Origin of the sequence: Rhodococcus sp. 06-462-5 (genome assembly GCF_002258315.1) — a bacterium.
In the GTDB taxonomy this organism is placed as follows: Bacteria; Actinomycetota; Actinomycetes; order Mycobacteriales; family Mycobacteriaceae; genus Rhodococcoides.
Genome location: NZ_NOYD01000015.1, coordinates 60,587 through 86,717, shown reverse-complemented (window position 1 = coordinate 86,717; position 26,131 = coordinate 60,587). Strand labels below are relative to the sequence as shown.

Here is a 26,131-nt window from a genome sequence, read left to right as displayed (position 1 = left end):
TACATCGCTAACCACGCGGTGAACAGCCTCTATGCTTGTTAGATAAGGCATAAGTGCACAGAATGTGCGCCGGAAGTCGTTCTATTGCTTTATGGCATGCGTTCTAAAGCTTAAGCTTCCGAGAGACACAATCCGGTTGTGCCCGCCACGATTCGACTCGTATCAGCAGCTCGTACGGCATAGTGACCCCCAGTGACCGACGCGTCGAAGGTGGAAGCTCTGTGAGGAACGCGCTCAGAAGCGGCAGCGACAGGTGGGTTGTCGTCGATGTGGAGACCTCGGGTCTGAAGGCGTCCCGTGATCGGGTGCTCAGCGTGGCCGCTCTGACGGTCGACGAGGACGGACGCGTCGGACGTGAACTGTCGACTCTGGTGAACCCGGGCTGCGATCCCGGTCCGATCCATGTCCACGGACTGACACCCGAACGACTTGCCGGTGCACCGACGTTCGACATGATCGCCCCGCAACTGATGGATCTGCTGGACGGTCGAACCCTGGTCGCGCACAACGCAAGCTTCGACCACGGCTTCCTGAAGCTCGAATCCATGCGTGCGGGCGTCGACATGCCGACGAAGCAACGGTTGTGCACCGTGGCACTGTCGAGGCGACTGCAACTGGACACTCCAAACCACAAGCTCTCGACCTTGGCCGCGCACTGGAAAGTGCTGCAGTCCAACGCACACGACGCCTACGACGACGCCCGAGTGCTGGCGCAGGTGTTCACTCACAGCGCTCGATTGGCCCGGTCGCTCGAACTTCCCCTTCCCGTCGTCACGTGCACCGAGCGCCTGACGCTGTATCCGGATACCGTTCCTCGCACACATTGCACGTGGGAGAACCCCGGGCCTCTCGCCGAGGACGGCAGTCTGATTCAAGGCATGCGAGTCGTGATCAGTGGAGACACGCGCATCCCGCGATTGCGTCTGGCCGCTCAGCTCACCGAAGCGGGCTTGGACGTGATGAACTCGGTCAGCCGGTTCACCAGTGTGGTGGTGTGCTCGGATCCCGCGACGGAAAGCCGAAAGGTCGAGCGAGCTCGGGCCCATGGCCTTCGGGTCATCTCGGAGTCCGAACTGCTTGGCCTACTACGGGATGTGCAACCGGGAACGCCGAAAAGTACTCGGCCGCAGATCCAGTCGAAGCCACCCATGCAGCAGCCCTCTCCAGTCGACAAGCCCTGGCAGGCAAGGAGGGTCCTGGTCATGGGTGGTTCCCACGCTGAGTCCGTGCTGATGCGGTCGCGCCTGATCCAACTCGGTGCCACACCGGCTGTGAATCTCAGTGCAGGCGTGACCGACATCCTGATCCTTGACGGCGGCGACGGAGATCCCCGAATGCCGAAGGTCAAAGAACGGGATCTCACGCTGCTGACACCGGCCGCGATCGACCGTGAACTGAAGATCGAAATGCCTGCGCCGCTTCCGCCGCGGCGGTCCCGAATCGCCCCGCTGGTGCCACGCGGTGGCGTCGTCGATCTGGACCCGAGTGTCACGATGCTGACGTTGAACAGTTCGTGGCGGGCCGACGACTCCGATCAGGTCGGCGTGGACGTCGTCGCATTCCTGGTCAATGGCGACGAATTGGTCTCCAGCGACGAGGATTTCGTGTTCTACAACGCCCCGGCCACTTCGGACGGTGCAGTGTCGATGTCGATCGACGGCGACAGCGAGCAGGGTGTGCGGATCGATCTGGCACTTGTTCCTGAGGACTGCGTGCGCATCGTCATCGCCGCGGCCATCGACGGGGACAAGACGTTCGGTGATGTCGGCGCGGTCTCGGTGTCGCTCGATGGGATCGAGTCGACGGTCGCCACGGCCGTACTCGATGCAGCCACGACCGAACAGTCGATGCTGTTGGCCGAGATATACCGCCGGGGGAGTGGTTGGCGCTTTCGACCCATCGGCCAGGGCTACGACGACGGGCTGGCTGAGCTGGCTGTGCGATATGGCGTAGAGGTCGACGAGTAAGGGACTGAGTCACATGCCCATCACTTCGCCCGCGTATCGAACGAGTTCGAGATCGTGTGCGGTGGAACGTCGACGTCGTTGATCTCCAGGATCGGTGTCGAGAACGATTGTCCCTGTGTCCAACTCGGCAAGGAATTCGATGTCCTCGAGAATTTGTTCGATGGACCCGTAGCCGAGGGGGCGGTTCGGCGAATCCACAGGACTGTCCACGGGCAGGAAGTAGATCCGTGGAACAAATTCTTTGCCCTCATCCAACGCGGTAGAGCCCGCGATGCACAGTTGCCGCGATGGATGCAGCGGATGCCAACCAGTGCCCAACGCATTGGTCCGGTCGAGTGCAGCTCGGCCGTTGCCGCCGATCCACAGTGGCGGATGCGGCTTCTGCAGCGGGAGGGGGCCAGCGTGTACCAGGCGGGGCGTACCGCTCGCTCCTACGGACTCGTATGTCTCGGACGACCATGCCGCACGAAGAGTGTCGAGCGTGGCATCGGTCATTCGACCTCGCCGATCGAACGGAACTCCGAGGACGTCGAACGCCTGCGCTGTCCAACCGACGCCGACTCCGACGATGAGTCGTCCACCGCTGAGCCGGTCGATCGTGGCTGTCGCGTGTGCCAGATGAGCCGGATGACGATGGCTTCCGATCAACACTCCGCTACCGAGACGGATGGTCTCGGTCTGACCCGCGAGCCATGACAGCGTCGCCAGGCATTCGTAGAACGGCGACGGGGAGCGGCCGTGAGCGTCCTCGGTCAGCACGACGTGATCGGAGAGCAGCACGTTGTCGAAACCGACAGATTCGGCAGTGCGTGCCCACGCGAGAATCCCGTCAGGATCGATCTGCGGCCCGAAGTTGGGGAGATTGATTCCGTATTTCACAGGCGCACCGGTGACGGTCATGGGGTCAGCAGTACCTTTCCTCGTGTTCCACCTGCGGCGAGCAGCGAATGAGCTTGCGGTGCTTCGTCGAATCCGAACTCTCGCGCAATAGGAATGCTGATCGCGCCTGCCGAGACAAGCGCAGCGATCTGCTCGAGACCGGGCCCGTCCTCGTTCACGTAGCTCTTTCCTGGCGTGATGCCGCGCTGGGGCTCGGGTTGATCTCCGTCTTCGATGGAGACGTACGCGCCGTCGTCGTGCACGCTGTCGATGGTGTCGACCACGCCCGCCGTATCGAAGACGGCGTCGTACACACCCGCCTGCAGGTCGGCAGGCCTGGTGAACGCCTGTCGCGCATCGAGCGCGAGCAGATCCTCGACGTCTGATTCCCGCGAGAGCGTCGACTCGGTGACCGCAGATCATCAGAAGCGCTGACGCTATTCGACCCACCGCACCGGCCGCGCCGGTCACCAAGACCGTGGACTGCGCAGAGAGAGCAATCTTGTCGAGAAGCTGCACGGCTGTGAGGGCGGCGAGTGGGATTGCTGCTGCGTGCTGGAGGCTGATGCCTGTGGGTGCGTGCGCGAACAATGATTCGTCGGCGACGACACGTTCGGCATAGGTGCCGAAACGGTGGGCCGGTTGCGCGATCATGCCGATCACGTTGTCGCCCGGAGTAAATCGGGTGACCGATGGTCCGACGGCGACGACGGTGCCCGACACATCCCAACCGAGGACCGCGGGGTACGTCAGTTCGATCGGTAGGAATCCTGAGCGGGTCTTGATGTCGACAGGATTGACGGCGGCCGCAGCCACCGCCACCGTGATGTCGGCCGGACGGGAATCGGGTTCGTCTATGTCGGTGACGGTCAGTACATCGGGTCCGCCCTTGACGTTGATGACCACGGCTCTCATTCGATCTCCTCTCGCGCGTGCCGCTTCTTCTCCGATGCGAATCGGCACTGCGGTTCGAGGCTAGACCATTCGTGTATCGATCGCTATGCGAGTAGTCTGAACTGTAGTTGCCGGAGCGAAACGCAGAATCAGGAGGGCCCATGGCCGGGGTACGAGGGCAGGGGCGGAAGTTCGACGTCGACGCTGCGCTGGATCAGGCGATGTTCGCCTTCTGGGAGCACGGATACGAGGGCACCTCGGTCTCGATGCTCACCAGTGCGATGGGCATCAACCCGCCGAGTCTTTACAGCGCCTTCGGCGGCAAGGAAGGGCTGTTCTTCGCCGCAATCGAGCGGTACCTCGCTACCCGAGGCGACTTCATGGACCGGGCCTTCGCCGAGGAGCCCCACGCGGCGAAGCTGATCTCGAGACTGTTGTACGATGCCGCCTCGCGCTACACCGACGAGTCATGTCCGGGCGGATGTTTGATCATCAGCTCGGCGATCGGCGTCACCGACGCCAATCAGAGCATCGCAGATCGATTGCGCGACATGCGCAATGCCAATGTTCTGAAGCTGTCGCAGTGTATTTCGGGGAACGTAGCCGACGGCGTCCTGTCACCGTCATGGGATTCCGATGACGTTGCCGAGTTCATCGGCGTGATCATTCAGGGCATGTCCCAGCGCGCCCGAGACGGGTCTACTCGAAGTCAACTCGAACGCGTTGCCGAGAGAACACTGGCCTCGTTGGGGCCGGTCGACGGCTGAAAAAAATCGATATCAGGCAACGACCGCCGCGAACTCTTCGAGGAACAGGTCGACGTCCGCCGCCTCGATGGTCAACGGCGGTCTGATTTTCAGGGTGCTTCCGTACAGGCCGGTGGCCGAGATCAGCACCCCGCGTTTCTTCATCGCGTTGACCACACGCAGTGCCTCGGCCGGATCCGGTTGACCTGCAGGGCCGATGAATTCGACTCCGACGAACAATCCCGCACCACGGATGTCACCGATGGAATCGATACCCGGGGCAAGTCCTCTCAGGCCCGTCAGCATGCGCGAACCCATCGAGGCGGAGTTGGCGACCAAGTCCTCGTGGCGGATCACGTCGAGAACCGCCTGGGCCGCAGCGACAGTCACCGGATTGCCACCGAACGTGTTGAAGTAGCGCAGGTCTCGTCCGAACTGCTCGGCCAGTGAACTCTGCATCACCAGTCCGGCAATGGGCATGCCGTTACCCATCGGTTTGCCCATCGTCACGATGTCGGGCATCAACCCGTGGCGCTCGAATCCCCACATCGACGCGCCCAGGCGACCGAACCCCGGCTGCACCTCGTCGGCGATCAACACCCCACCCGCGGCGTGAACGACGTCCGCTGCAGGCTTCAGGAACGGTGTCGGCTCCGGCAAGATCCCGTCGGAGGCGAAGATCGAATCGACCATCAGCGCAGCGAAACCGACACCGCTGCAGACCAAGTCGTCGATCTGTGCCTGCACCTTCTCGGCGAACCACGTGCCCAGATCGCCGTCCACCCGGTACGCATCCGGTGCCGGAACCGTCCGCACCCACGCCGCGTCGCGGACGGACGCCGGACCCATCGACGGCGAACATGCCGCCACATCCACGGTTCCACCGTGATAAGCGCTTTCGGTGACGACGATGCCCTGACGGCCGGTCGCGTGCCGTGCGATCCGGAGAGCGAGGTCGTTCGCCTCGGACCCGGTACACGTGAACATCGCCGTGCTCAGGTTTTCCGGGAAAGTTCCGACCAGATCTTCTGCGTAGCCGATCACGGCCTCGTGCAGGTACCGCGTGTGCGTGTTGATCCTCGACATCTGCCGGGTGACGGCGTCGACAACCCGGGGATGGCAATGGCCCACGCTGGCGACGTTGTTGTACATGTCGAGGTACCGAGTGCCGTCGGCGTCGTAGACGTACACACCCTCTCCGCGGACCAGCTCGAGCGGAGACTCGTACATCAGGTGGTAGGCGGGCCCGAGGACGCGCCTTCGGCGCTCGACCAGATCGAGCGTGCGCGTGCTGAGACCCACGGCCGAGGACGCATCGAAACCGTTGACTCTCAGGGCTCCGACGCGATCGAGGGTGGTCACCTCACAACCCCTGCAGCCAGAACGCCCAACGCGGATCCGCCATCTTCATCCTCGCGCGGGCGAGCTTCCAGGTTCCGTACTTGTGGTAGTCGAAATCCCATGCGGTGCTGAACTTGTGGTTCATGCAACCCCACAGTCCCCACTTGACGTCGGCGAGTGCGCTACACACTTGCACGCGGGAGATCATCGACCACTCGGCCTTGCCGTAGAACTCCTCGATCAATTCCATCGTCTGCTGCTCGCCGTAGAACATCTCGGTGATCATGACGGCGAGCTCGTAGGCGCGGTCGTTGTTGGATGCGAACTCGTAGTCCACCAGTTTCATCGGCAGGCCGTCGCCGATGAGGATGTTTCCTGGCATCGGGTCGTTGTGACATGCAACCAGATCCAGGCCGGACGCCAGCATCGCGTTCTTCGCCTGCCCGTACTCGGCGAGGATCAGCTCTGCGTCGCGCGGCAACCGCACACCGAGTTCGGCAACCTGATCGAGGTGTTCGTCGATCATGTCGAAGATCGTCTTCGTGATGCTGAGCTTGCTTCCCGAATGAAGCACGCGATACACATCGATCATGCCCATCGGGATCTCGGGACGCTTGAGGTCGCCGTTGGTGCACGCCCGGTAGCCTTCCAGGAATTCGATCACCTCCACCCCGGTCACCGGATCGAACAGCACCACCTCCGGCCCGATGTCCAGAGCGCCTGCCCGGCGAGCGGCTTCGTTGGCCAGTGACCGGTCGATGAACGAATCCGTCCCGGCACCGGGGAGTTTCATGAAGTAGCGCTTGGGTTTCCCTTCGACGGTGATGCGCCAATTGCTGTTCATCAACCCTCCGGGTACCGGAGCGTAGGTGATGTTCAGGCCCTCCCACTCCGCAACGGCGGCCAGAGCCTTCTCCACCTGCCGTTCAGGCTCGGTTCGGGCAGATCCCAGTGCGATCTCGTTCATGGCCACCTCAGATATTCCGTACTCGGTCGTCGAAATGGGGGTCGCGCAATCCAGCCCGCGCTCTCAGGAACTGCCAGTCGGAGAACTTCGAATACTCCTGCGTGCCTGGCCTCATCGCGTCGGCATACGAGCCGATGAGGGCCCACCGCAGGGAGTCGGCGATGCCGTATACACGGGCGCGATCGAACAGCGCACTGTCGAACGATCCCCACATCATCTCGAACACCTCGCGTGCGTCGGTGTCGAACGGACGGATCTCCGCGAGCAAGGCACCGATGTCCTGCAACGGATCCATCAGCGCCGCAACGTCCCAGTCGACGAGCCGCATACCGCCGTCGTCGAGCATCAGGACATTGGAGACGTTGCCGTCGCCGTGGCAGGGGACCGCGTCGAACCCGGCACCGTCGATGCGGACTCGAGCAGGCGCGAGAGTCCGCAGCATCCAATCGAAGTCGGCCGGGAACAACCCCCCGACCTTCTCGACCAAACCGATCACGTGCGCCAGGTCCTCGAACACCGACGCACGTCTGGTGATTCCGCTGAGCCGGTGAACGGATGTCCGCAGCGCCACCAGATTCTCCACATTCGCGTCCTCGTCGAACAGATCGAGCGTTGCGGTCGAACACCGTCCGGTGAAGTCCTCCATCACCAGCACACCGGAGGCTGCGTCGGAGAAGAAGACACTCGGGCCGATGCCCGCGTCGCCGGCCGCGGTCGCCGCCGAGAACGTCGCTGCGACATCGATGTAGTCGCGGGCATGCGGTTCCATCACTTTCACGTACGCGGCCGAGCCCGCGCCGGAGTCCGCAACCTCGGCCCGCGCCGAATAGCGCTCGGAGTCCGCGCCCCACCAACTGGGGCTCGCCATGGTGGTACCAGGGTCCAACGTAAGGTCGCCCGTTGCCCAGATACCCAACTCGCTCAGTGTCTGCCGAACCGTCATCCCAGCACTCCGATCTTGTCCGCGGCCACAGCCGTCGGCCAGTTCATCGCGAATCCGCGTGCATCTTCGAGCCATTTCGTCAGCCTCAGCACCGCCTGGTCGGCGAACCGAGGTCCGACGACCTGTATCCCGACTGGCATGTGTCCGGCGAAGCCGAAACAGAGCGCCGAGGCCGGTTGCGCGGTCTGGTTGAACCATGCGGTGAAACTGCAGTGGCTCAACGGTTGTGCCGGGTCGAGCCCGACTTCCTCGGCGCCGAAGCCCACTGTGGGAACGACCGGAGAGATGACGAAGTCGAACTCGGACGTCTGCGCCCGAACCGACTCCTGCGAGCGCATCACCGCATCGGTATCTCGCGAGAACTGAGCGGCCGAATACTCCGCCGCCGCCGAGGCCCAGTCCGCGACCGCGGGCAGTACCTGCGATCGAGGATTCTCGGGAATGGCCTCCCACTCCGTGCGCGCACGAACCTGGAACAGGCGATCCAACGCCGGGTACGGATCCACGCCGAAGATCGGCGGCATGTCGGTGACCACGGCACCTGCTGCACTCAGTTGCATTGCTGCAGAACGCACCACGGCCTGTACGTCGTCGGAAACGGTGGGACCGTAGCCCATGTCGAGCATGACGCCGATGCGAAGCCCGGCAGGAGCGAGAACCGCGTGTATGTCGGAGGTGTCCTCGTACGGCAGACTCCACGTGTCCCGCGGATCGGGCCTCGAGATAACGCCGTAGAGGTCGATGAGATCGTCGACGGTGCGCGCCATCGGACCGGCCGATCGCATGGTCGACGGAGCAGTGTGCGGAATGCGGCCCTGCGTCGGCTTCAAGGCAACGAGCCCGCAGTGTCCCGCAGGCAACCGCACCGACCCGGCGATATCGGAACCGACAGAACCGAACCCGATGCCGGACGCCAGCGACGCACCTGCACCGGCACTGGATCCACCGGTATTGCGAGAAGGGTCCCAAGGATTGCGGGTGATTCCGTACAGCGAGCTGACGCCGGCTGCCATCATCCCCATGTCCGGCATCGTGGTCTTGCCGACGATGACGGCTCCCGCTTCCTTCAGCCGGGCGGCCGGTGGCGCGTCGACCGTGGACATCGGCAGGTCCGCATTCGCTGCGACGCCGTGCCGCCACGGCATCCCGATCGCATGGACGCTGTCCTTGATCGTCACCGGAATCCCGTCCAGGCCTCCTCGGGCACGGCCGGATACGAGTCGGTCGGTCGCGGCCGCCGCGGCTGCACGGGCACCCGACTCGTCCACGTACGCCATCGCATTGATCACGGGGTCGGTGACCGACAGATGTTCCAGCGTGGCGTCGAGCAACTGCAGGGGAGTGAGCTCACCGGTGCCGAATGCCGCACGTATCTCGGCGACGGTTTTGGTCAACAGGGGGTTCATTGCGTGCCTTTCATGCCGATACCGCGGTTGCCGCCGGTATGACCGGAATTACTGGAACCACGGGAGTGCCGACGAGCCAGCCGCCGTCCACGGCCACGATCTCTCCGCAGATGTGGTTCGAGAGCGACGAGGCCAGGAACAACACGGTGTCGGCGATGTGTTGTGGATGTGCCCACTTGCCGTTGGGAGTCTGCGCTTCCAGAGCACCGCGGATAGACGCGTCGTAGATCGCGGTCATGTCGGTCTCGACGAAGCCGGGCGCAACGCCGTTGACGTTGATTCCCATCGGTGCGTAGTCGATGCCGACCTGCCGGGTGAAGTTGACCATCGCTCCTTTCGCCGCGCAGTATCCGGCGAATCCTGGATTGGCCCGCAGGCCGCTGATCGACGCGACGTTGACGACCTTGCCGCCCCGCCCGGCGTCGACCATGTGCCGTATCGCCGCTCGGGTGCAGAAGAACGTTCCGTCCACGTTCACTGCGAAAAGTGACCGCCACGCATCGTCGGTCGTGTCGAGGACCGTTCCGGCACTGAGCACTCCGGCGTTGTTGACGAGGATGTCGATGCCCGATCGGCCCGCGACGTCCGCGAAGACCGCGTCGACCTGCCGGGAATCGGAGATGTCCAGCAGGACGGACTCGGCGGTGCCTCCCGCAGCGCAGATCAGATTCGATGTCGATGCGCCGTCGGTGCGGAGTGCATCGCTGCGGTCGGCGATCACCACGTGCGCGCCGGCCGCCGCCAAAGTAGTCGCCACTGCCCGTCCGATGCCGCGGGACCCGCCTGTGACCACGGCAGTCTTGCCGCTCAAGTCGATCATCTGGCTCTGCTTTCTATGCTCGAGTGCGGCTGGTGCCGGCGAGTTCGGAAGACCGGCCGACTCCGATATCGCCGCGCACCATGCGCGCGACCGTCTCGGCCAGCATTTTCACGCCGTCGAGCAGGTCGCTGTCGTGGGTCAGTTCTCTCTCGCTGTGCGAGATTCCGTCGACGCTGGGGACGAACAGCATCACCGTCGGGACGACGTCCTTGAGGTTCACCGAGTCGTGGCCGGCCATTGTGAGCATCCGTCGGGACGACAATCCGAGTGCCTCGGCTGCCTCCTCGGCCAGTTCGACGCCCTCGATCTGGTAGCTCGTGGACGGCCGTAGCGCCGAGGTGTCGACACTGACCCGCACCTCCCCGTCGGTGTTGACGGAATCGATTGCTGCAAGGAGCTTCTCGTGGGCCTGGTCGAGGACCTCGGGATCGGAGGACCGGATGTCGATGGCCATGGTGACCTTCGACGGCACGACGATGGGGGAGTTGGGTTCGACATCGAACTCTCCGACCGAGGCCAGCAGCGCCTGTTCCGGAAAGTGGGTCGTCAGTTCGCGGGCGGCGAGCACGATGCGCGAGGCACCGACCAACGCGTCGTGACGCAGAGCCATATGAGTTGCGCCGGTGTGCGACTGCTCACCGTGCACGGTGATCGAGTACTTCCGTGCGGCCCAGTTGGCGGTGACGATGCCGATCGTGGTGCCCGTGTTCTCGAGGATAGGACCCTGTTCGATGTGGATCTCGGCGTACGAGGCGGCCTCGGGCGCGTCGTCGTTGCCGTGAAAGCCGATATCGGACAGGGCATCCCGCACGCTGATGCCACCGCGGTCGGTGACCTTCAGGATGTTCTCGGCGTCGAACTTGCCGATGAAGACCCCGCTTCCCATCAGGCTGGGCGAGAAACGGGAGCCCTCCTCGTTGAACCAGTTCACCACCGCAAGATTGAATTGCGGAGTCACCGAACCACGTTCGACACATTCGGCTACCTCGTACGCGGCGTGGGCCGCAGCGAGAACACCGTAGGCCCCGTCGTACTTTCCGGCCGTCGGCTGGCTGTCGAGATGCGAGCCGACGAGCACGTACGGAGCACCGGGAACCAACTCGACGGTGCCGTACATGTTTCCCACCGCGTCGACGGTGGTGGTTAAGCCGTGCCGGTCGAACCAGTCGGCGAGGAACCGCCTGGTTCGACCGTCGTCCGCGGTCGCTGCCTCGCGGTGCACGCCGCCGGCGGCGGTGGCACCGAACTGCGACATCGCGGCGAAATCGTCGAGAAATGTCACTAGATCTTCTCCGGTGCGGGGTTGACAGCAAGTTCTTCGATCCGGTCCTCGAAGGACAGGTCGACCGGTGCCGTGCGGGTAGGACGCTTGCCGACCTCGAACATCTCGTCGACGCGGTCCTTCTCCTCGGCCGTGATTCCGGTGACCTTGGAGACGATGAGGAAGACGGCCAGGTTGACGGCCATGCCGACGACTCCGCCGGTGAGGCTGCCGAGTCCGACGATGTCATCGGGGAAGATCGCGGTGAGCACCAGTGCGACGGTGAAGCCGGAGATCATTCCGGCGACTGCGCCCTTACCGTTGCCGCCTCGCCAGAAGATGCCGAGGAACAGTGGAATGGCAAGCTGCACAACGCCTTGGTACGAGATCTGCGCGAGGAGTTGTAGGCGCGTCATGTTGAAGGTGGCGTAGGCGACGATGGCCGCCGCTGCCATGAACGCGAGCATGCTCGTCTTGGCCACCTTGGTGAGTTGGCTGTCGGAGAGTTTGCGCTTGTCGGAGTTGACGATGTCGTTGGCGATCTGCAGTCCGCAGACCTGCACGCTGCCGTCGATGTGGCCCATGGATGCGGCGAACACCATGGTGGCGGCGAGTCCCAGAAGCCACGTCCCACCGTAGCTCTCGGCAATGGTGAACCAGCCGGTCTGCGGTGAATCGGCGACGGCGGGAATGACCGTGCCTGCGATACCGACGAGCATGAGCAGTGAGTAGAAGACGCCGGAGATCAGCACGGTGCGGATGGTGCCGGACTTGACTGCGCGGACGCTGGATGCGGTGTAGATCCGCTGAAAACTCGTCGGCCAGCAGAGGGATCCGACGACACCGGTGAAGATGAGGGCGAAGAGGTAGAACGGGCCGTAGGAGTCGCCGTCGCCGGGGACGCGGAGATACTGGTCGGCGACGTCTCCCAGAGTCGAGAAGCTGATCGGGCCGCCGGCGACACCGGAGAGCAGAATCAGGCACAGTGCCGCGGAGAAGACATACGCGACGATGCCTTGGAACATGTCGGTCATGATCAACCCGCGCATGCCCATCTTGACGGTCCAGTACTGACGGATGACGATGACGGCCAGGCCGACGAACAGGCACGTGGTGACCGACCATGCTCCGGCACTGGCGATCTGGAAGACCTCGCCGAGTGCCTGCATACCGAGCACCACCCAGGGGAAGAGCGAGACGATACCGATGACGCTGGCGACGATCTTGGTGCCGCGCGAGTTGAAGCGCAGGCCCAGCAGGTCGGGCTGTGAGCGGAGGTTGTACTTCGCGCCCCATCGCCAGGCGCGGGTGGCCATGAAGTACATCATGGCAACACCGAGGCTGGAGTAGGCGAGGCCGTACATGCCGAATACGCCTGCGCCGCTGGCGAGTCCGAAGAACGCGATGAACACCGAACCCGGCCACCACGAGTTGACGTAGCTCATCGCGACATACCAGGGGCCGTAGCTGCGACCGCCCACCGAGTACTCGTCGAACGTCGGGGAGGTCTTCTGTTGGGTGGTGTACAGAATGAAGATGACGACGGCGTAGAAGACGCCGAGCATTCCCAGCATGATCAACATGTCATTCTCCAGTCAGCGGTGCGGTAGCGGGAAGGAGGTCCTCGTCGAGTTCGCCGCGGATGTCCTCGACGATGTAGAGGCCCCACAGTGTCAGTCCGAGCACGACCCCGTTGATCAGCCAGTACATGATGGCGAACGGGATACCGAGGATTTCGTAGCGAATTCCGCTGCCCCACATGTAGAGCGGTGGGAACAGTGCGAAGAGCAGAGCGAGAGCGTAGGTACCGCCGAAGAACGTCATGATGCTCTTTCGGCTCAGGCCGCGAATGTACTCTTTCATGTGCGTCATCCTTGGTTGACTATTTTGAGAACCGAGTCGTGAATTGCGCCGTTGGTCGCAATCCCGTTGCCTTTGTCGAAGTCTCGCGCTCCGTCGAGCGAGGTGAAGGTGCCGCCGGCTTCCTCGATGATCACCGGCATGGGGGCAAGATCGTAGATCTGCGTCGTGTAGTCGACCACCGCATCGGCCTGGCCGCTCGCGACCATCATGTAGCCGTAGGCGTCGCCCCAGGTGCGCAGTACGGCACCCGTGGCGTGGAGGTCGACGATGGTATCCGGGTGCCAGTCCTCGAGCCAGGTTGCCATCACGTAGGCACCGTCGAGATCGGTCCTGTTCGAAACATGGACCTGCTCACCATTTTTCCAGCACCCTTTGCCGCGCTCGGCGTGCATGAGGATGTCGGCGCTGGGTAGGTTGATGGCACCGAAGACGATCTCGTCACCTTCCTCGATCGCAATCAGGTTGGCGTACAGAGGAACTCCGTGCACGAACGATTTGGTGCCGTCGATCGGGTCGACGATCCAGCGGTAGTCGGAGGTGCCGCCGGTTTCACCGAACTCCTCTCCGAGAAAGCCGTCGGTGGGGAAGTGCTCGGCGACGCCGGCTCTGATGTGCGTCTCGATATCGCGATCCGCCTGTGTAACAGGGGAACCGTCCTGTTTCTGTTCGACGGTGAGGCCTGAGGTGTCGAACCAGCGACGAGCGATCTCGCCCGCCGAGCGGGCGAGCTCCACGCCGAGAGCGGCGCGTGCCGACCTGGAATCCTCCACGGTGTTGCACCCTTCGATAGATGTTGCGTTCTCGGGTAGGTGCAACGATGGGCGTAGACCATTTCTGGTTTTCTCGTCGATACGTGAACGTCGTGTAACGCATGACCTGGTTGCGGGTCATAGGACACCCGCCGTGTTAATCGTGCGTTAATGCCCAGGTCGAGGGGTGTTGCGCGGGCCTGATTGAAGATTGAATGGACACTGCAGTCATTCCAGGAGAAATCGAGGTGGTCCGGTGCTGTTGATGGAACAGACGCACGCGGCGCTTCTTCGGCTGGCGGCCGAGCTCGAATCGCGCTCCGTTGCCCGGTTGCCTCCCGAACGCGAACTGGCCGAGCGGCTCGGCACGTCGCGGACGACACTGCGCAAAGCGCTGGATCTCCTCGAACGCGACGGTGTCATCCGACGGACGAAGGGTAGGGCAGGCGGTGCCTTTCTGACCTCGGTGACACCGGGTTCGTCCTCGCCGGAAAGTGCGCAGTCCCTCTGCCAGAGCCGGCGACTGCTCCGAAGCCTCAACACCGTCAAGGGCGTCCCACAGATGCTGCACGAGCAGGGATTTCGAGACGGGACCAAAGTCATCTCGGCGCGCATCGCCGAGCCGAGCCCGGAGGCGGCGCAGGTCCTGGGAGACGGACCGGTGGTATCGCTGCTGCGCCTGCGCTTCGCCGACGGCGACACGCTGTCGCTGGAGCAGATGTACCTCAGCGACAGCATCTGTGGCCAAGTTCTGGAGACTCCGTTGGACTCGGTGTACGAGGCTCTGCGTACCCGGCTCGGCGTATCGGTGTGCATGGCAGACGAATCCATCGAACTGGCGACGATCAGTGCGCCCGCGGGCTCGCTGCTCCGCCAACCCGAGGGAACACCCATCCTGAAACTCGAACGCATCGGATACGACCAGTCCGAACGACCCGTCGAATATTCCGTCGACCTGTTCCGAGCCGATCGAACGCGATTGAGTGTGCGCACCTCGTCGCTGGTGAGTGCCTCGGTCACCGAGACTGCGACCTAGACGCGTAGGCCCGGAGACCGCGGTCCCCGGGCCTGGTCGCAGACAGCTACTCGTTGCAGCAATGCGCGGCGGGCTTCGGCGTCTCCGGTGCCAGATCCAGCATCGGATTGCCGTCGAAGAACCCCGTGGGCTTGAGGTGCAGGGTCACATGGCTGACCGGCATGACCGGCCAATCCTCGGGGCGCACCACATGGTGTGCGGCGATCGTGGGCCAGATGACCAGGTCGGCGTTCTCGAGGGAACGGTCACCGCTCGTGTACTTCACCAGCCCGTCGGGTCCCGGATTCTGGGCCACGTACTCACCGGCCGCGTAGCGCTCCCGTTCTGCGTACGGCGTCGCCCACAGGTGCTTGGTGGCGAACCCGCCTCGGCGAGCCTGCTGCGAACCGGGCTGTGCCAGAGGCAGAGCGACCGCACCGGACGGCTCGATCTTGTACCCGATGTGCCCACCGAGCTTGTTCTTCTTGTCCGCGTTGGCAATCAACCAGGAACGAGCCCGGAGTGGATCGGCGACGCGCTGCGCCTGCGATTCGGTGACGAGATGGCGCTTGGTCTGACGCCAGGCATTGCCGTGGGGATTCTCCGGCCCGGCGGGGACGGCCTCGGCTTCCAGCTCGTAGAGGTTGTTGCGTGCCCCGTCCACGTTCATGTCCAGGCGAACGCTGAAGAAGTGTTGATGATGCGGCCCGTAGAGACCGGGCGCAACAAGAGTGCCGAACTCGGGGACCGCGCCCGGCTCGATCGCACCGGTGGAGATGATGCCGGTCAATTTGATCTCGAACTCGATGGACCCGTCGAGATACAGATGCCAGTAGAAGCCGTAGTCGTAATTGCCCACGGTGGCGAAGAACGACACCACGAGCCGACGGTTGCGTCGGACCTGGCCTACGTTGTCGCGAAAGTCGGTGTGCTTCCAACCGATGCTGTAGTCCTCCTCGTGCATGCAGATCGCGTTCGGAAGCTCGATCGGCTGACCGTCCTGGTCGTTGACGTACGCGTCGAAGTAGTGGATTTCGCCGAGGCAATCACAGCCCAGCTGAAGCGAATTGGCGAGAACGCCGAGCCCGTACTCGCCCTCGTCGAACACGTTCTTGTTCCACTGGCTGTCGCCCGGATCGCCGTAGGGTACGTACATCTCCGACAGGGATGCTCGATGGATGACCGGGCGTAGAGTTCCGCGATCGACGTATCCGACATCGTGCAGCACGAGCCCTTCCCGCGGCGTGAAGCCGACGCGCAAGCGCCAATTCGCCCACTCGACGTAGTGGCCGTCCACCGTGAACGACGGACCGTCGGGTTGAAGGATCTCGATCTTCTTCATCGATGCCCGCTGCTGCGCGAACTCCGGGACGTTGCCGGGGCGTTCGTAGAATCCGGGCAGATAGTTCCCGGGCGTGTGTGGGATGGGGACGACGCCGGTGTCTGCGACGTCGACGACCTCCATCGTGTCCATATCGACTGTCACGATGAGGTTTTCGACGGGTCGCGCGTAGCCGTTCTCCTGCGCTTCGCTTCGTACGAACGTCAGGGGCCGGGCGAGGCGTCGACCACCGGGATTGTCGCCCGCCATGGTGTGGCCGCTGGCCCACTTGTCCACCATTGCCAGCGAGAAGTCGGTGACCCCGCGCTTGACCATTGCCGCCTGCCAGCGCGGGTCGGCCTTGATGACGTCCTCGCAGCGAAGAAATTCCTCCAACGTGATGGGTGGCTGGGCGTCGGCGATCTCGGTGTAGCTGATCAGGGCGTCGTGGGTGAGCGAGACAACGGCCTCGAAAGTGGCATGGGCGTCACGGTCACGCAGGACGACGAATGCTCGACGGTCCGTATCCGACTGCTGCAGATCGGCTTTGGTCGGCTCCAGCAGCTCGATGTAGACGAAGCGTGCAGTAGAGGTCAGATTCCGCTCGCGAACGACTATCGCCGACGTCCTCGAAATCTCCTGCGGGGTCAGCGGTTCGAGGGGATGAACTACAACGGGCGCAAAGGTATCGGTCATCGAGGCTCCTGCAGTCGGTGATGGAGAAGTTCCGGCGGAATGGCGCGCGTGCGAACGAAAACCACGACGGCGGCAAGCGTGAGTTCGACCGCCGCGAGAATCGAGGCCGCCGAGGCACCGCTGACAGCGTCGGTCACGACAGGCTGATGGTGGCCTGCCGGACCGGAGGCATGCGCAAGCAGCATGACGGCACTCGATGCCGCCATCACTACCCACGCACGATTGTTCGTCGACCGCCACAGATCGGCGGCGCACACAACGCACACCACCGCCATGGCGGTCACCAACATGCCCGACGCGCCGCCGACGCCCATTCTCAGATGCAGAACGGCCGATATCACCGCGAGTGCCGATGCACAACGGTTGATCAACACAGTTCGCCACTTCCTGCCGTCGCTGTCCGTTACGACGCTAGGGGTAGACCATTACTGGTATTCGCAGGTCGCGTGAGGAACGTGTAACTCACCGAACGGATCAGACCAGCTCGATGACCTCCAAAGCACCGTCGGCATGCGAACTCCGCAGTCGCTTCTTGTCGTATTTGCCGACGCTGGTTTTCGGGACCTCGTCGATGAACGTCCATCGCTCCGGCAGCTGCCAATGCGCCACGCGGCTGTCGAGGAACTCCTTCAGTTCTTCGGCTGTCACCGATGCACCCTCGCGGACGACAACGGCCACCAGGGGCCGCTCGTCCCACTTCGGATCGGGCACACCGATCACCGCGGCCTCGCGAACGGCCGGATGTCCCATCACCTGGTTCTCGAGCTCGACCGAGGAGATCCATTCGCCACCGGACTTGATGATGTCCTTGGAGCGATCGGTCAGTCGTAGGTAGCCGCCCTCGGAGATGGTGCCCACGTCACCCGTCCGCAGCCAGCCGTCGTCGAACTTGTCGTCCGCATCGGCGCGGTAGTAGCTGCCGGTGATCCACGGGCCACGCACTTCGAGTTCCCCGACGGTCGCACCGTCCCACGGCAACACCGTGCCTGCATCGTCGACGAGTCGCGCCCGGACTCCGGCCACGAATCTGCCTTGCGTACAGCGCAAGTCGAATTCGTCCTCCGGCGACAGGCCCGCATCGGGCTTGCCCGAGGTGCCCAGTGGGGAGGTTTCGGTCATGCCCCACGCCTGGGAGATGTGCACGCCGTATTTCTCGTGGAATGCCCGCATCAGACTCGGTGGACATGCCGCACCGCCGACCACCACGTCACGCAGACTCGACAGATCCGCCGGGTGCTCGTCGAGGTGAGCGAGCAGGGCCTGCCAGATGGTCGGGACCGCTGCAGCGGCCGTCGGACGCAGCGTCGACATCATCTCGGCCAGCGGAGCCGGCTGCAGGAACCTGTCGGGCATGATCAACGACGCACCGACCATCAACGCCGCATACGGCAGGCCCCACGACATGGCGTGGAACATCGGCACGATGGCCAACACCTTGTCGGACTGCGCAATCGCCATCGCGTCGGTCATGCAGGCCTGCATCGAGTGCAGGTAGATCGAGCGATGCGAGTACACCACCCCCTTGGGGTCGCCTGTGGTGCCCGAGGTGTAACACATTGCGGCAGCTGACCGTTCGTCGAGCTCGGGCCAGTCGAACTCTTCCGGCTTGCCTCCGAGCAGGTCCTCGTAGCCGAGCACCTCGATACCGTCGGGTGCGGTGACCTGTGCCGGGTCGACGCCGACGACGATGAGATGCCGCACGGTCTCGAACGTCGGTAGCAACGGCGTCAAGAGGGGGAGCAGGCTCGCGTCGGCGATGATCACCTGGTCCTCGGCATGGTTGACGATGTAGGTGAGCTGCTCGGGGAAGAGCCGGATGTTCAGCGTGTGCAGTACCGCGCCCATCGCAGGAATCGCCATGTAGGCCTCCATGTGCGGGGCGTTGTTCCACATGAAGGTCGCTACGCGCTGATCGTCGTCGATGCCGATCGACCGCAGACCGTGCGCCAGTTGCGCTGCCCGCCTGCCCAATTGCCCGAAGGTCACCGTGGTGGGGCCGCTGTCGGTCCAAGTGGTGATCTCGGCCGAGGAGTGAATGGACGTCCCGAATCGAACCAGCTGGCCGATGGACAGGGGGGTGTCCTGCATGGTGCTCTTCATCGATCTCGCTCCTGAAGTCTCGGCATACACGTCGTTGTGCTGCGCGTCACACCATGCACGATACGGACTTACTCGGACGCGTGGTCGCGGGTACCTCGGATTCGGGCGTCGACCTCGCGAACCATGTCCTGATAGATCTCCGACGCGGGATCGATGACGGCGAAGTGGCCCCCGGGTCCTTCGATCGAGGCGACCGAATCCGAGCTCGCCGACGCGGCGGCGTAGTACGCCCGACTGATCTCGAGCAGATTGGGATCGTCCGATGCCGCACTCACCACCAGCTGCGGAACGCCGAGCGGAAGCCGCGAGATCGGCGAAGAATTCTGGTACGTCTCCTGCGCACCGGCATACCTTGCACCGATCGCGTTCGACACCGCACCCTCGCCGAGCCACCGCTCGTCCGCGACCCGCAGATCGAGTACACCGGCGAGGCTCACTGCGAGAGCAGGTGTCCCTGGTTTTCCTGCCGAATCGGCCGCAAGTCGCAGCGCGAGTTGACCACCCGCCGAATGGCCGAAGAGAACTGTTCGAGACAGGTCCAGATCACCGGGCGCAGTGTTCAGCGCAGCGATGGCAGCGGCCACGTCCGCGGTCGTCGTGTCCCAGCCGTGTTCGTCGGGTCGACGATATTCGATGTTCCAGGTGGCATAGCCACGTGCCGTCAGATCGACGGCCATCGCATCCATCAGATCGAATTCCCAACGCGAACGCCAATACCCACCGTGGATCAGCACGGCGACAGGGAACGGACCGTCGCCGTCGGGCACCCGCAGCTCGACGCGTTGCTCGGGGTGATCTCCGTACGACACGATTGTTCCGGGGTGGAAGCGGTGGAAATACACGCTGTCGATCGCGAACCGCAGACCGTCGAGTCCGCGGCCTCGGATGTGCGTGCGAATGCCGTCGGACCTGTCCGGAGTGGACTGACCCAGATCGACTCGAACGACGCTGCGGTGCGACGCCATGTCGATGGGAACGCCTGCCCCTGGAACGACGATCACCTCGTCGGAACCGGCTGCGGCGTCTACGATTCCGCCCGTCAATCCTCGGGCCGACAGTGCCCTGGTGACCAGGTCCTGCGCCGTCGCGAGATCGGCGAACACGCCTGGAGTGGCGACGATATCGAGGTGCGTGGAGGGGTTCGTCATGGGTTCACGCTACCCAGAACGACGTCGACCGAGCCCGAGACGGAGTGTCCGGACTCGGTCGAAGAACGCGGAGTCGAGGAATGCGGGTCAGTTGTCGACGGCCTCGTTCAGTTCGCGCAGACGGGGGAGTGCGCGGTTGGTGAGCAGGTCCTCGCGGGTCTCGGCGGAGACGGCCATGCTGTCCTTCCACAGTGAGCGGCCTGCCATCGCGCCGCGCGCGCCGTTGGCCACCGCGATGCGCACCTGCTCGATGAACGTCTCGTGGTCGACGCCTGCCGAGAGCACCGCCCACGGAACACCCTGTGCCGCTTCGGTAACGGCAGCGCAGGCCTCGGCGGAGCCGGGGTAGGGGAGCTTGAGCACCTTGGCACCGCATTCGACCGAGATGCGGGTGGAGTCGGCGATGATCTTGCCGAAGCCTGCCTTGTAGTCCTCGTCCGATTCGCCGTCGAGCTTGTAGGTCAGGATTTCGACGATGAGCAGCAGACCCTCGGCGGAGCATGCCTTGACGAGGTCGCGAATCTCCTCGGCGACACGGGAATCGACACCCTGGCGTTCGGGGCGCATGTAGAAGAGCATCTTGGCGACATCGCCGCCCAGGTCGCGTACGACGCGCGGGGTGACGCCGTCGACGTACCGGGTGTACCGCAGTCCATCGGTCTCCTCGAAGCCCGAGGCATCCATGCCCACGACGAGTGCAGTGCCCCGCGAGAGCACACCCTCGTCGACGATCTTCGGCAGTGCGACCTCCGGGTCGAGCAGGATCGCCGGCGCGTAATTGCCGAGGTAGCGAACCAGATCGGCCTTGGCGTCGGCGAGCTGCTCGAACGTGACCGAACCGGGCCCGTCGGGAGCGTCCGTCATGACCGCCTTCATGCCGTTGCGTTGATCACCGGCGACGATGAGCATGTTGCCGTCGGCGGTGGAGATGGCGGCCATTCCGCGACGTTCGAGGGTGGTGAGTTCGTTCATTGTTTTCTCCTGGTGGTGGGTTGGGGTCGAAAGCGAGCGAGACAACGTTGTCTCGCTGCAGAAATGTGGGCTCAGATTTCTATGAGCGTCAGTAGTCGGGCCGCGAACAGTGCAGCGCCGTAGGCGGTGTCCTGGGCACGGGTGGAGACCGAGACGTCGGGGAGCACCTGCGCGCGGGCATCTCGAACGCTGGCCATGCTCGCCCAGCCGCCGGTGAGCAGCGTGGTGTGGGCGGGGGCAACCTCGGCGTCAAGGGCAGCGATGAGGCGAGCGATCTCATCGTTGCCGTGCAACAGAATCGAACGGAACAACTCCGCCGCGTTCACCCCGTCCGTCCGCACGGTGATCGACAGCACGCCGTCGTCGTTGCGGGCTCCGGCGATCTCTATCCCGCCGTCGGTGGACGGTCCGCCGGCAGCCAATGCGCACACTCGCTGATCGAGTAGGTCACGCCCGGCGCGGTCGGTGATGTCGCACAACTGCAACGCCCGTCGCATCAACAGCCCGGTCTTGACCCCGGCGACGAGTACGTGTTGGCCCGGAACCACATGGCGCACCGAATTGATCAGATGATCGGCCAGACGGCTTCGCGCATCGGGCGTCAGCGGAGCGTCGAGCACTCTCAACAGAACCTCGGCGGTTCCCATCGACACGTGATATCGGTCGTTGGGGATTGCCCCACCCGATACGGCAGAGACGAGGTGGTCATGGCCGGCCACGGTCAACCGGGCCCCTGCGATGGCGTCGGGAAGGGCGGGTCCGGTTGCCACTCCCAGATCCGTGCCTGCGTCGACGAGGGGCGGGATGAACTCGGCCCCGACGCCCAAGTGCGTCAACATCTCCGACCACGGCTCGCCGGTGTCCTGATCGAGCAGGCCGGTTCGGGAGCTCAGCGAGTAGTCGGCCACCGCGCGGCCACCGAGGGACAGCACGACGAACTCGGGCAGATTGAACCATCGCAGTCCAGCCAGGTTCAGGCCGTTGTCGCGGAGGTGCGCGATCTTGACCACCGACACCTGGACGCCGACGGGAAGGCCGGTTGTGCCGGCGAACTTCTCACGCACATCGGCCGGCAGGGAGTCGACTTGCTGTTGCCCTCGCGGATCGAACCAGGCGAAGGCGGGCGCGCGGACAACGTTGTCTTCATCGAGAAGGAAGCCCGTCTCACCCATTCCGGACACTGCGATCGCGTCGATGCGCGACGCCGGATCGCCGGTCATCTCGGGCAGCCGACGCGCGACGGCGTCGAGCAGATTCGCGATGGTGGCGAGCAGGTCCTCTGCGGCGAGGTCGGTGGTTCCGCCCGGGCCGTGCCGCCACGGTGTCGGACTCTGCTCGATGAGCAGTTCGGTGCCGGCATCGTCGGTGACGAGCACTTTGACGCCGGTGCTCCCGAGGTCCAGTCCCGCAACAAGTCTGGGGTTCACGGAGTTGATCTCATTTCTGTACGGGTAGGGGGAGTGCATGCGAAAGTCTTTCCACCAGCGTGGTGGGCGCTACCTGTTGCTCCGGTTCGAGATACGGATCGTCGAAACGCTGCACCAGGCGATCGAACGCGAGTGTGCCGATGCGATAGGGGTCTTGGTCGATACATGTCACCGAAGGGTTGACGGCATCGGCGAGCGAGAAGTTGCCGAACGAGACCATCGCCACGTCGGTGCGATCGATTTCGTGCAGCACCGAGACGACCGCCGTCGCATGCCGCGCGTTGGCTACGAAGAAGGCAGTCGGCGGGTTACGCAGTGCCAGAAGGCTCTTGACGACGGGCCTCACCGAATCAGCGGCGTGCGACACCGGGGGAGCAAGTGCCACGTCCGGCTTCTGGCCGAGGTCCGCGAGAACATCGAAGTACGCCTCACGGCGCAACTGTGCCGTCTGCAGTCGATCGTCGAAGCCGAGCAACGCAATTCGGGTGTGGCCGCCCTCGACCAATTTCTCGACGGCCCGTTTGGCAGCACCGTAGTCGTCGACGATGACCGAATCGAAACCCGGGACGGAACGGTCGATGGTGACCGTTGGAAGTGTTCGACGACGCGGCACGAGGAAATCGCTGTGGTCGCCGACCGGCGCGAGAATGATGCCCCGCACGTGTTGACCGGCCAGCAGCGCCAGCTGGTCACGTTCGCGCTGGGCGTCGAACCCGGTGCTGCCGACGATGACGGCCAGTCCGTGTTCGAGAGCCCGATCCTCGACTGCACTGACCAACGATGCGAAGAACACGTCGTCGATGGAATCGACGACGATCCCGATGGTGTTGCCCGATCCCGATTTCAGCGACCGCGCAGCCGAATTGGGGACGTAGTTCAGCGTCTGCACCGCGGCCTCGACGCGTTCGCGCAGCTCGGGCAAGACCGTGTCCACGCCGTTGACGACACGGGAGACGGTCTTGAAGCTGACGCCTGCCAATGCGGCGACGTCTTTGATGCTTGCGCGCTCGGTCACGTGGACTCTCGATCGGAGGGTTTGTGTTCGCTGTAGCAGAGGTGCGAGACAACGTTGTCTTGTATGATTCCCGCTATGCCTCATGTCTGTCAAGACGTCTCCGTGATCGATCGGGATCAACTGCCGGTTCTTCTCGTCGCGGGTGCTGCAGGAAGTGGAAAGACCACCCTGGGACGCGAGCTGGCGCGCCGCTTCCGCATCCCTTTGCTCGATCTCGACACGCTCACCAATCCGCTTCTGGACGAACTGGATTCGGTTCTGGACGGCCCGCACTGGAACGGTCCGAGCCCGCACTCGGAACGCATCAGGGCCGGCCGATACGCAGTGCTGCTCGCAGCTGCGCGGGACCTCGTGGAGACCGGCCTGCGGCCCGTTCTGGTCGCACCGTTCACCCGTGAGCTGACTGCAGGCGAGGAGTGGGAACAACTGGTCGCGAACCTGGCCCCGGCCGAGACGTTGGTCGTACACGTCGACGGCTCACCCGAGCTCTTGGCGCGTCGACGCGCCGCGCGCGGGGCGGAACGCGACGTACATCGGTCGGTGGACGCTCCGGCGGAGAAGCCGCTCGTTCCCCATCTGCGGGTCGATGCCGAGCTGTCGACCGCACTGCAGGTCGATCTGGTCGCGCACGCGCTCGAGGACCAGTCTCAGCGGTGATCGGTTCCAGGAGTGCAAGATTGGCGTTCGATCAGCTCGACCCCGAGGATGTTGCGGCGCTTGTAGCGCTTACTCGGATTCTCGATCCGTCCCAGTAGCCGCTCGATGGCCAGCCGGCCGAGCCGAGCAGGATTCTGATCGATCACCGTCACCGGTGGCATCACGGCATCGGCAAGGGGAAAGTCGCCGAATCCGACGAACGCCAGATGCAGCAAGTTCATCTGCTGCAGAACGGGAACACAGGCCATGGCTACGCGTGCGTTGGAGAGAAACAGCGCAGTCGGAGGATCGTCGAGCGCGGTCAGCGCGGTCAGGGCGCTGCGTGCATCGTCGCGGCCCATGACGCCGAGCGCAACGAGGGATTCGTCGAACTCGATTCCTTTGGCCTGCAACGACTCTCGATATCCCTCGAGCCGATTGCGGCTGGTCGGAATATTGGCACTGTCGCCGATCACGGCGATCCGGGTATGGCCCAGATCGAGAAGATGATCGGTGGCCAGCACCGCCCCGCCGTGATCGTCGTCGACGAAGCTGTCGGCCTTGAGGCCGTCGGGTCCGCGATCGACGAAGACCGTCGGAGTCTTGTCGATCCACCGCTCCAGATAACCGTGATCGGCACCCGTGGGTGCAATGATCAAGCCGCTCAACTGCCTCCGCAGCAGCGACTCGACCAGGGCCTGCTCCTGATCACCGTCGTGCCCCAGACTGGTGACCAGCACGGCCATGTCGTCCTCGCGGGCACGCTCCTCCACCGCGCGTGCGATGGAGGAGAAGAACGGATCGTCGATATCGGGCACGGCCACACCGATTGCCGCCGCTTGACCGTTGCGAAACGACGTCGCCATCGTGTTCGGAACGTAATTGAGCGAATTCAGCGCATCGGTGACACGAGCGCGCGTGTCGGGGTCGACGTGCGGGTCGTTGTTGTACACCCGTGAGACGGTCTTGGCGCTGACCCTGGCCAGTGCCGCGACATCCTGCATCGTGGTCATGATCTACCCCCGTCTGCTCGTCGTCCGCTCGTCATCGACTGGTGTAGCCGCCGTCCACCGGCAACGACACTCCCGTCACCATGGAAGCATCATCGCTCAACAAGAAGGCAATCGGCGCGGCAATCTCGTCCTCGGTGGCCCAGCGACCCAACGGCATCTGTGCCAGGAACGGCTCCTCGATCTCCGGACGGCCCCAGTAGAACGCGGACATCTCCGTCATCACGACGGTCGGATTGACCCCGTTGACCCGGATTCCATGGCGACCGAGTTCGAGGGCCGAGACGCGAGTGATGTTGTCCAGAGCGGCTTTCGAGGAACCGTAGGAGATGTGGCCCGTCAGAGCGACGAGACTGGCCTGGCTCGAGACGTTCACGATCGATCCGACACCGGCGGCGATCATCGCGGGGACGGTGTACTTGATGACGAGCAGAGCGCCGCGCGCGTTGATGGCGATGACCTTGTCGAAGACCGAGATGTCGGTGTCCTGAGGCGTCGCGATCTCGCCGCCGAAGCCCGCGCAGTTCACCACCCCGTACAGTTCCAGGTCTGCAACGGCGTCACGCACGCTGTCTTCCGACGTCAGATCGAAGGCCAGAGGCTGTGCACCGGTCTCGTCGGCGAGCTTGTCCAGTGCATCCACCGACTGGCCCGCGGCGACGACATCGGCACCGTCGGCCACGAGCCGTCGCACCGTCGCCGAGCCGATACCGCCGCTGGCGCCGGTCACCAAGATTCTCCGGCCGTCGAACTTCGCCATGTGCGTCAACCTTCACTGTTTCCGAATCGGTCATGTCATCGATGTCATCTGCTGTCTTACCGCGCTTGATGTCATCGGTGTCATGGACGGTACCGCAGAGCGCGTCTGTCGACTCGAAAATGAACCAGATCGCGAATAGCTGCAGTTCAGAGACGGTACCGGCCGGTCCGATAGTGGCTCGACACTGCGGCGCGA

The 26,131-nt window shown here is 63.8% G+C and carries 25 protein-coding genes and 1 pseudogene; 5 read left to right on the top strand and 21 right to left on the bottom strand.

Annotation, left to right across the window (positions count from 1 at the left end; translation table 11 throughout):
• Window positions 1-221: 221 nt before the first annotated feature.
• Window positions 222-1,967 carry a TerD family protein gene (locus CH251_RS11830; protein ID WP_094613425.1) on the top strand — a complete coding sequence of 582 codons (1,746 nt, stop codon included), beginning with the start codon at window positions 222-224 and terminating at the stop codon, window positions 1,965-1,967.
• A 9-nt stretch (window positions 1,968-1,976) separates the two neighbouring features.
• Here the strand turns inward: CH251_RS11830 and CH251_RS11825 are convergent, their stop codons facing one another.
• Both CH251_RS11825 and CH251_RS27905 read right to left on the bottom strand, forming a co-directional pair.
• Window positions 1,977-2,867 carry a TIGR03619 family F420-dependent LLM class oxidoreductase gene (locus tag CH251_RS11825; protein WP_256979005.1) on the bottom strand — a complete coding sequence of 297 codons (891 nt, stop codon included), beginning with the start codon at window positions 2,865-2,867 and terminating at the stop codon, window positions 1,977-1,979.
• Complete coding sequence (locus tag CH251_RS27905; RefSeq protein WP_256979004.1) at window positions 2,864-3,130, bottom strand: zinc-binding dehydrogenase; 267 nt, start codon at window positions 3,128-3,130, stop codon at window positions 2,864-2,866. Before CH251_RS27905 ends, CH251_RS11825 begins: the two co-directional genes overlap by 4 nt.
• On the opposite strand from CH251_RS27905, the gene CH251_RS27900 reads away from it, so the two are divergent.
• On the top strand, window positions 3,104-3,232 hold the full coding sequence (locus tag CH251_RS27900) for a hypothetical protein (RefSeq protein ID WP_256979008.1): 129 nt from the start codon (window positions 3,104-3,106) through the stop codon (window positions 3,230-3,232). The genes CH251_RS27905 and CH251_RS27900 overlap by 27 nt on opposite strands.
• Before the next feature lie 247 nt (window positions 3,233-3,479).
• Here the strand turns inward: CH251_RS27900 and CH251_RS27895 are convergent.
• Window positions 3,480-3,761: pseudogene (locus tag CH251_RS27895) on the bottom strand (alcohol dehydrogenase catalytic domain-containing protein); the annotation flags it as partial.
• Window positions 3,762-3,901: 140 nt separating this feature from the next.
• On the opposite strand from CH251_RS27895, the gene CH251_RS11815 reads away from it, so the two are divergent.
• Window positions 3,902-4,507, top strand: a complete 606-nt coding sequence (locus CH251_RS11815; protein WP_094613424.1) for a TetR/AcrR family transcriptional regulator — start codon at window positions 3,902-3,904, stop codon at window positions 4,505-4,507.
• Between the two features lie 12 nt (window positions 4,508-4,519).
• On the opposite strand, the gene CH251_RS11810 is transcribed toward CH251_RS11815, so the two are convergent.
• The 9 genes from CH251_RS11810 to CH251_RS11770 are packed head-to-tail and all read right to left on the bottom strand — an operon-like array spanning window position 4,520 to window position 13,857.
• Window positions 4,520-5,848 (bottom strand): aspartate aminotransferase family protein, encoded by a 1,329-nt coding sequence (locus CH251_RS11810; protein WP_256979003.1) that lies wholly within the window; start codon window positions 5,846-5,848, stop codon window positions 4,520-4,522.
• Between the two features lies 1 nt (window position 5,849).
• The gene (locus tag CH251_RS11805; RefSeq protein ID WP_094613441.1) at window positions 5,850-6,794 is read right to left on the bottom strand and encodes a choline kinase family protein; all 945 of its coding nucleotides are present in this window, start codon (window positions 6,792-6,794) and stop codon (window positions 5,850-5,852) included.
• A 7-nt stretch (window positions 6,795-6,801) separates the two neighbouring features.
• Window positions 6,802-7,737, bottom strand: coding sequence for a phosphotransferase family protein (locus tag CH251_RS11800; protein ID WP_179273526.1), 936 nt, complete (start codon window positions 7,735-7,737; stop codon window positions 6,802-6,804).
• Window positions 7,734-9,143 carry an amidase gene (locus CH251_RS11795; protein WP_094613422.1) on the bottom strand — a complete coding sequence of 470 codons (1,410 nt, stop codon included), beginning with the start codon at window positions 9,141-9,143 and terminating at the stop codon, window positions 7,734-7,736. Before CH251_RS11795 ends, CH251_RS11800 begins: the two co-directional genes overlap by 4 nt.
• A gap of 10 nt (window positions 9,144-9,153) precedes the next feature.
• Window positions 9,154-9,963 (bottom strand): SDR family NAD(P)-dependent oxidoreductase, encoded by an 810-nt coding sequence (locus CH251_RS11790; RefSeq protein WP_094613421.1) that lies wholly within the window; start codon window positions 9,961-9,963, stop codon window positions 9,154-9,156.
• 13 nt (window positions 9,964-9,976) lie between these two features.
• Window positions 9,977-11,245: a M20 family metallo-hydrolase gene (locus CH251_RS11785; protein ID WP_256979002.1), complete on the bottom strand. Its 1,269-nt coding sequence runs from the start codon at window positions 11,243-11,245 to the stop codon at window positions 9,977-9,979.
• Entirely contained in the window at window positions 11,245-12,807 is a 1,563-nt protein-coding gene (locus CH251_RS11780; RefSeq protein WP_094613420.1) for a sodium:solute symporter, read from the bottom strand. Before CH251_RS11780 ends, CH251_RS11785 begins: the two co-directional genes overlap by 1 nt.
• A gap of 1 nt (window position 12,808) precedes the next feature.
• Window positions 12,809-13,087: a hypothetical protein gene (locus tag CH251_RS11775; protein WP_045199456.1), complete on the bottom strand. Its 279-nt coding sequence runs from the start codon at window positions 13,085-13,087 to the stop codon at window positions 12,809-12,811.
• A gap of 5 nt (window positions 13,088-13,092) precedes the next feature.
• Window positions 13,093-13,857: an inositol monophosphatase family protein gene (locus CH251_RS11770; protein ID WP_179273525.1), complete on the bottom strand. Its 765-nt coding sequence runs from the start codon at window positions 13,855-13,857 to the stop codon at window positions 13,093-13,095.
• A 244-nt stretch (window positions 13,858-14,101) separates the two neighbouring features.
• Here CH251_RS11770 and CH251_RS11765 point away from each other — a divergent pair, with 244 nt between their 5' ends.
• On the top strand, window positions 14,102-14,872 hold the full coding sequence (locus CH251_RS11765; protein ID WP_094613418.1) for a GntR family transcriptional regulator: 771 nt from the start codon (window positions 14,102-14,104) through the stop codon (window positions 14,870-14,872).
• A gap of 46 nt (window positions 14,873-14,918) precedes the next feature.
• Here CH251_RS11765 and CH251_RS11760 read toward each other — a convergent pair whose 3' ends face one another.
• The 7 genes from CH251_RS11760 to CH251_RS11730 all read right to left on the bottom strand — a co-directional run bounded on the left by CH251_RS11760 (window position 14,919) and on the right by CH251_RS11730 (window position 23,530).
• Window positions 14,919-16,868: a primary-amine oxidase gene (locus CH251_RS11760; protein WP_094613417.1), complete on the bottom strand. Its 1,950-nt coding sequence runs from the start codon at window positions 16,866-16,868 to the stop codon at window positions 14,919-14,921.
• Window positions 16,865-17,242: a hypothetical protein gene (locus CH251_RS11755; protein ID WP_094613416.1), complete on the bottom strand. Its 378-nt coding sequence runs from the start codon at window positions 17,240-17,242 to the stop codon at window positions 16,865-16,867. The genes CH251_RS11760 and CH251_RS11755 overlap by 4 nt, the downstream gene beginning before the upstream one ends.
• A gap of 100 nt (window positions 17,243-17,342) precedes the next feature.
• On the bottom strand, window positions 17,343-18,968 hold the full coding sequence (locus tag CH251_RS11750) for a long-chain fatty acid--CoA ligase (protein ID WP_094613415.1): 1,626 nt from the start codon (window positions 18,966-18,968) through the stop codon (window positions 17,343-17,345).
• Window positions 18,969-19,036: 68 nt separating this feature from the next.
• Window positions 19,037-20,116, bottom strand: a complete 1,080-nt coding sequence (locus tag CH251_RS11745; RefSeq protein ID WP_094613414.1) for a S9 family peptidase — start codon at window positions 20,114-20,116, stop codon at window positions 19,037-19,039.
• Window positions 20,117-20,203: 87 nt separating this feature from the next.
• On the bottom strand, window positions 20,204-21,088 hold the full coding sequence (locus tag CH251_RS11740; protein ID WP_094613413.1) for a tagatose-bisphosphate aldolase: 885 nt from the start codon (window positions 21,086-21,088) through the stop codon (window positions 20,204-20,206).
• A 71-nt stretch (window positions 21,089-21,159) separates the two neighbouring features.
• The gene (locus CH251_RS11735) at window positions 21,160-22,515 is read right to left on the bottom strand and encodes an L-fuculokinase (RefSeq protein WP_218828289.1); all 1,356 of its coding nucleotides are present in this window, start codon (window positions 22,513-22,515) and stop codon (window positions 21,160-21,162) included.
• Between the two features lie 10 nt (window positions 22,516-22,525).
• On the bottom strand, window positions 22,526-23,530 hold the full coding sequence (locus CH251_RS11730) for a LacI family DNA-binding transcriptional regulator (RefSeq protein WP_179273524.1): 1,005 nt from the start codon (window positions 23,528-23,530) through the stop codon (window positions 22,526-22,528).
• Window positions 23,531-23,632: 102 nt separating this feature from the next.
• Here CH251_RS11730 and CH251_RS11725 point away from each other — a divergent pair, with 102 nt between their 5' ends.
• Window positions 23,633-24,187 carry an AAA family ATPase gene (locus tag CH251_RS11725; protein WP_179273523.1) on the top strand — a complete coding sequence of 185 codons (555 nt, stop codon included), beginning with the start codon at window positions 23,633-23,635 and terminating at the stop codon, window positions 24,185-24,187.
• On the opposite strand, the gene CH251_RS11720 is transcribed toward CH251_RS11725, so the two are convergent.
• On the bottom strand, window positions 24,178-25,179 hold the full coding sequence (locus tag CH251_RS11720; RefSeq protein ID WP_094613409.1) for a LacI family DNA-binding transcriptional regulator: 1,002 nt from the start codon (window positions 25,177-25,179) through the stop codon (window positions 24,178-24,180). The two genes, CH251_RS11725 and CH251_RS11720, sit on opposite strands and share 10 nt — an antisense overlap.
• Window positions 25,180-25,210: 31 nt before the next feature.
• The gene (locus tag CH251_RS11715) at window positions 25,211-25,936 is read right to left on the bottom strand and encodes an SDR family oxidoreductase (protein ID WP_094613408.1); all 726 of its coding nucleotides are present in this window, start codon (window positions 25,934-25,936) and stop codon (window positions 25,211-25,213) included.
• Between the last annotated feature and the right edge of the window lie 195 nt (window positions 25,937-26,131).